Raw genomic sequence first — 4893 nt, 5'->3', positions numbered from 1 at the left:
ACATTTTTCTTAAACTTAGCGATATTTTAAAATATGTATTATTATTGTAAATAATGTAAAGAATGAGTATAATTGAATTATAAAATGTAAGCGATTACAATTAATCAATAATTAAAAATAAGGAGGATAATTTTTATGAAAAAAATCGCAAGAGTTTTAATCGTTTTTATTCTAATACTATCTGGTAATATTCTAAATGTTCAAGCATATGATAGAGTATATTTTTCAAAAGAAATTCCAGAAAAAATGGAATCTGTCACAATTATCAGATATATCGATAATTCTCATTTTATATTGGTTGACGGTGAAATAAGCGACGATTTTGAGTTTACATATTTAGATCCTACAGGATTGACAGATTTGTATCCAACTCCTTTTAAGGGTATGACAGTAAAATATGCTGCTGATGGTTATATTACAAGAATCTTGGATGAGAACAATCGAGAAGTGGAATCTGTAAAAAATGACAATATGACTGTGCCAATAAATACTTATAGTGTTGACGATAGAAATAATAATATTCTTAAAGCATCTTGGGGTAGTAATAAAAATAGATTATATAGAAATAATTACTATAATTGCTATTTTGGATATGGTAGGGCTACAGCGTATAATCATCAACCTGGACAAAAGAATCATGTATTAGTTAAAGGAGACGTCGCTACTAGTTTAAAATATGATAATATTACTTGTGGTCTAGTTGTTAAAACTACTATACATGGGAAAACAGTTAATATGCATAAGTGGGATGCGGGTGGTTTACCTGATGCAATTGTAGATATTTGGAAGGATGGAGTTACTTATTGGGGATACGATGCGAAGAAACTTGATGATTTTGCGGTGAAGGATGTTGTTATTGAACATAAGTAAGAAGGAAAATTATGAACAAATTAAAATGCTTACTTAGTGTCACAGTTTTATTATCACTGCCTGTAGGATGCTCTGAATCATCTCATTATTATATTTCTATGACCACAACTCATGCGACGAATCAGGAATTCATATTTACCAGCAATACTTATATGTATGATTTAACTTCTAAAAAACTTAAGAAGGTTTCTTCAGAACCTTATGAAAGTCAGTACCCACTTTCTACTTATGATTATAAGAATAATAAAGTATATTATTCAGGAAGCGATAATAAAGAATATGGGAATTCATATATTAAACAATATGCTTTATCTACTCATAAAACATCTAAATTTATTGACTATGTAGATGCAATCAATGATATCAGAATACTGGATGATCATAAGATGTTTATTGTAGGACGTTTAAAAAAGGTAAAAAAGAATACCATGGTACCTTCAATCTATAATACTAAAACACATAAAATAAATTATTTAAACTGGAATCAGGATAGTTTTGCGACATGTACAAATTATAATCCAGACACCCAGGAATTAATTATACCTCATTATTCAATGTCTTTAAGTTATAAACTGACAGATGATTATAATAACGGTATTATAAAAAATGAAGTTGATTCTTATGCGCCAATTACATTCACTGTTGTGAAGAAAAACAAAACAGAAGATGTTTTTAAATTAAATCACAAACAGCTTGATAGTACTTATATTGATAAAGATTATATATACTATGTAACAGATAAACAGACATCTATTACTAACTTTGATTTGGTGAGATATGATCGTCACACAAAAGAAAAAAAGAAATTATTAGATGGAAAGTGCGGCTATTATTCCATGAATATAGTTACTGTTTTAGATAATATTATCTATTTCATAGGGCAAAGATCTGAGGTATATGAACTTGTAGAATTAGATATGAATACAAATGAACAAACAGTCATCTATCAATCAAAAACTCAAGAAGCTATTAACAATGCACAATTTTATAAGAAATAAAAAAAATATGGTTCACCAGCATGAACCATATTTTTATTATGCACGAATTGTTTCTTGTAATGGATATTGGTTGAGTAAGTATTGTGGATCAGAGCTAATTATATGCATTTCATTCATGAAATGATGTAATAAATAGCTGAACGTATTGCCATAACATTCCTTCTTTAACTTATAGAAAGGAGTGTACTTTAATTCAACTAAGTCTTGTTCTCTTAATGACATCTCTAGTTGATGGTTTCCATCAATGACAGTATAGAGTCCATTACTCATATAGGAATCAGTAATAACGGGATAATATTTAATGCTTTTTATATTCTTTTGTGAACATTGGAATTGATTTAACAAGTAGATGTTCATATCAAAAGGAATAGGATGGTTGATTCTATTTCTATCTAGTTCATCTTCAGTCATAGATTGAATAGAAGATGTCTGATAAGCATCTGATTGAATCACATGATCAATATTAAAATAAACCTTATAGCTTCCTACATGAGGAATAGAATAGTTCATCACATAATATTCAGCATCAGTTAAAAGATCCATAGAAATAGAATTATATTGATTTTCATCCAACATACTAAAAAGATCATACCATTTGTTGATAAAATTCTGTTGATGTACAAGAGTAGTTACACTTAAATGTTTTAAGTAATTAAGAAAATCAGTTTTACGTTGATTCATATATATCACCTTTCTAAGCAATAAATCGTATTAAAGAGAATAACATGCTTATAAATGGTTTGATCAATATGGAAATATCCAGAAAACCATAACTTATATGTGACCTGTTGTTCTATATCATCCATGACTTCATCTATGTTTCTTAGATGAGGAAGGGTATAGTCATCCAGGTTACAAGGAATAGTACGTGTATGTAAGAGTTCTTTAATATGGAACGGACAATCATGCGTAATAATATAATCAACATGAAAGTTATATTGAAGTAAGTTATTGAGTGCTTCATTCCATTCTTGAGTTGTAGGTAATTCCTGCTGCCACCATGAACGATGTTCTACACGTGTTTCTATATCACATGAATAGCCACCACCAAAAGTGAAGAATGTCAATCCATCAATTGTATAAATCTGTCCTCTCATCAAATGAACTACAGACTCCTTAATAAAATGCACCTTTCCACCATGCCAGCTAGAAACAGGATAATCATCCAATAATTCAAAGTTCTCATGATTTCCATCCACAAATAATGTAGTCCATGGCTCTGAATCCAACCAGTCAGGTCAGAATAAATCTGGTAACATATCATCCCATACAGCTCCAAAATCACCACATATAATGACATAATCTTCTTTTGTAAGTATCTGTCCCTCAGGAAAATGATGAGGCTTTAATTTAGAGATATCAAAAGGACAATGTGTATCACCGGTAATATAAATCATAGACTTCCTCTCTTTTGTCTTTAGTCTATCATACCAACAAAAAGTTCTTCTTAAGTCTATGTAAAATTTAAGTAAAGAAAAAAGCCTCGAATGAGGCTTTAGTTTAATACTCTTTGATGAGGTGTAAATGTTGTATCATCAATACCCTTGAATGTATAACCAAGGCTCTGATAATGTTCAATAACTTTAGGTAATGCTTCTACAGTTGTATTCTTTGCAGCTGTATCATGGAATAATATCATAATCTGATTATTACGAGAAGCTGTCGCATTCGCAATAAGTCTTGCAGTAGGCACATTATTACCTGATGCATCTCCACTGCTGACATTCCAGTCATAATACTGATAACCTTTTTCCTGTACCATTCTAGTAAGACGACTCATAATACCTGCAGAATAATGTCTAGAAACTGTATTAGAACTTCCTCCAGGGAATCTAATATAACGAGGAGTAAATCCAATAAGACCCTTAACCATATTACCTACTTTATTTAAATCATTAAAGTAAGCATCAGTAGAAGAATAAACAGTACGATAATCATGACAATAAGTATGAAGTGCTATAGTATTGCCTCTTTTATGTGCTTCCTGAATTAAGTAATTATATTTCTGACCATTACCAGTTACAAAGAATGTCGCTTTCGCATGATATCTATCAAGAATATCTAATACACGCTGAGTATTCTGAGAAGGTCCATCATCAAATGTAAGATAAACAACCTTTTCACCACTTGGTGCAACTGCATTTGAAGGACGTGGATTATTTACAATAACAGTCTGTGTATACTTTCTTTTATTACCAGACTTATCTTTAGTTGTATAGATGACTTTATAAGTACCTGCTTTTCCAAAATCTACTTTGCTGCTGTCTACAGATACCTTAGGATTCTTATCAAAATCATCTTCTACAGTAATACCTTTCATGAAATCAATATTAGAACCTACAGTCGTATCATAATTCTGAAGACCTGCAAGTAATGGTGCTTTAGTATCCTTTACTGCTTTCACATTGACTTCTTTTTCAGTCTTATTACCACCCTGATCTTCTACAACAACAGTAACCTTTTGTGTACCTTCTTTATCAAAAGATACATCTTTCTTAAAGTAAGTCTTAGTCTTTGTTTCATCTTTAATATCAGTCACAAATTCACTTGCTTTAACTTTAGTACCTACTTCTACTGCTTTATTCACCACTTTAAATGTAGGCTTCTTAGTATCTACAACTTCTACATTTAATACATAGTTCTTCTTGTTTAGTGTATAAGTAATCTTATACTTTCCAAGTTTTTTGACGTTAACTTTAGAATTATCTACAGTCACATCACTCTTATTACCTCTTACTTTTTTAATAAAAGACATAGGATTGTAAGTACTATTGATTTCAATATCCTGTGTACTTTCATTAAAGCTAACAGCTGGACGTGTCATGAAATAAATGCCGATACCAAGCACTAAAACGACAATACAGCCTAATAGGACATATGCCCTCTTTCTTAAATGACGTTTTTTCATTTCTATTCTCCCTCAACTTTATATCTTCAACAATTTTGTATTATATATCTAATATGTGTAATTTGTGTGTAAATTAAGAAACAATTAAGAACTTTTTTTAATTACATATTATTTCTT

Annotated in this window: 6 protein-coding genes; 2 read left to right on the top strand and 4 right to left on the bottom strand. The window is 30.3% G+C overall.

Annotated elements, in window-relative coordinates:
* Nucleotides 1-135 precede the first annotated feature (135 nt).
* A complete protein-coding gene (locus tag B2S90_RS05455; RefSeq protein ID WP_279068579.1) occupies nt 136-870 on the top strand; it encodes a hypothetical protein in 735 nt (244 codons plus the stop codon).
* 11 nt (nt 871-881) lie between these two features.
* Nucleotides 882-1868 carry a hypothetical protein gene (locus tag B2S90_RS05450; RefSeq protein WP_278780267.1) on the top strand — a complete coding sequence of 329 codons (987 nt, stop codon included), beginning with the start codon at nt 882-884 and terminating at the stop codon, nt 1866-1868.
* Nucleotides 1869-1904: 36 nt separating this feature from the next.
* On the opposite strand, the gene B2S90_RS05445 is transcribed toward B2S90_RS05450, so the two are convergent.
* The 4 genes from B2S90_RS05445 to B2S90_RS05430 all read right to left on the bottom strand — a co-directional run bounded on the left by B2S90_RS05445 (nt 1905) and on the right by B2S90_RS05430 (nt 4776).
* On the bottom strand, nt 1905-2549 hold the full coding sequence (locus tag B2S90_RS05445) for a hypothetical protein (RefSeq protein WP_279068580.1): 645 nt from the start codon (nt 2547-2549) through the stop codon (nt 1905-1907).
* A gap of 5 nt (nt 2550-2554) precedes the next feature.
* Nucleotides 2555-3067 carry a hypothetical protein gene (locus B2S90_RS05440; protein WP_286696666.1) on the bottom strand — a complete coding sequence of 171 codons (513 nt, stop codon included), beginning with the start codon at nt 3065-3067 and terminating at the stop codon, nt 2555-2557.
* Between the two features lie 39 nt (nt 3068-3106).
* Nucleotides 3107-3265, bottom strand: a complete 159-nt coding sequence (locus B2S90_RS05435) for a hypothetical protein (protein ID WP_286696665.1) — start codon at nt 3263-3265, stop codon at nt 3107-3109.
* Nucleotides 3266-3363: 98 nt separating this feature from the next.
* Nucleotides 3364-4776, bottom strand: a complete 1413-nt coding sequence (locus tag B2S90_RS05430) for a polysaccharide deacetylase family protein (RefSeq protein WP_055234742.1) — start codon at nt 4774-4776, stop codon at nt 3364-3366.
* Nucleotides 4777-4893: the final 117 nt, after the last annotated feature.

The organism is Catenibacterium sp. UBA627, from assembly GCF_002299355.1.
GTDB classification, from domain to species: domain Bacteria; phylum Bacillota_I; class Bacilli_A; order Erysipelotrichales; family Coprobacillaceae; genus Catenibacterium; species Catenibacterium mitsuoka.
This window is presented reverse-complemented; position numbering and strand designations above follow the sequence as displayed.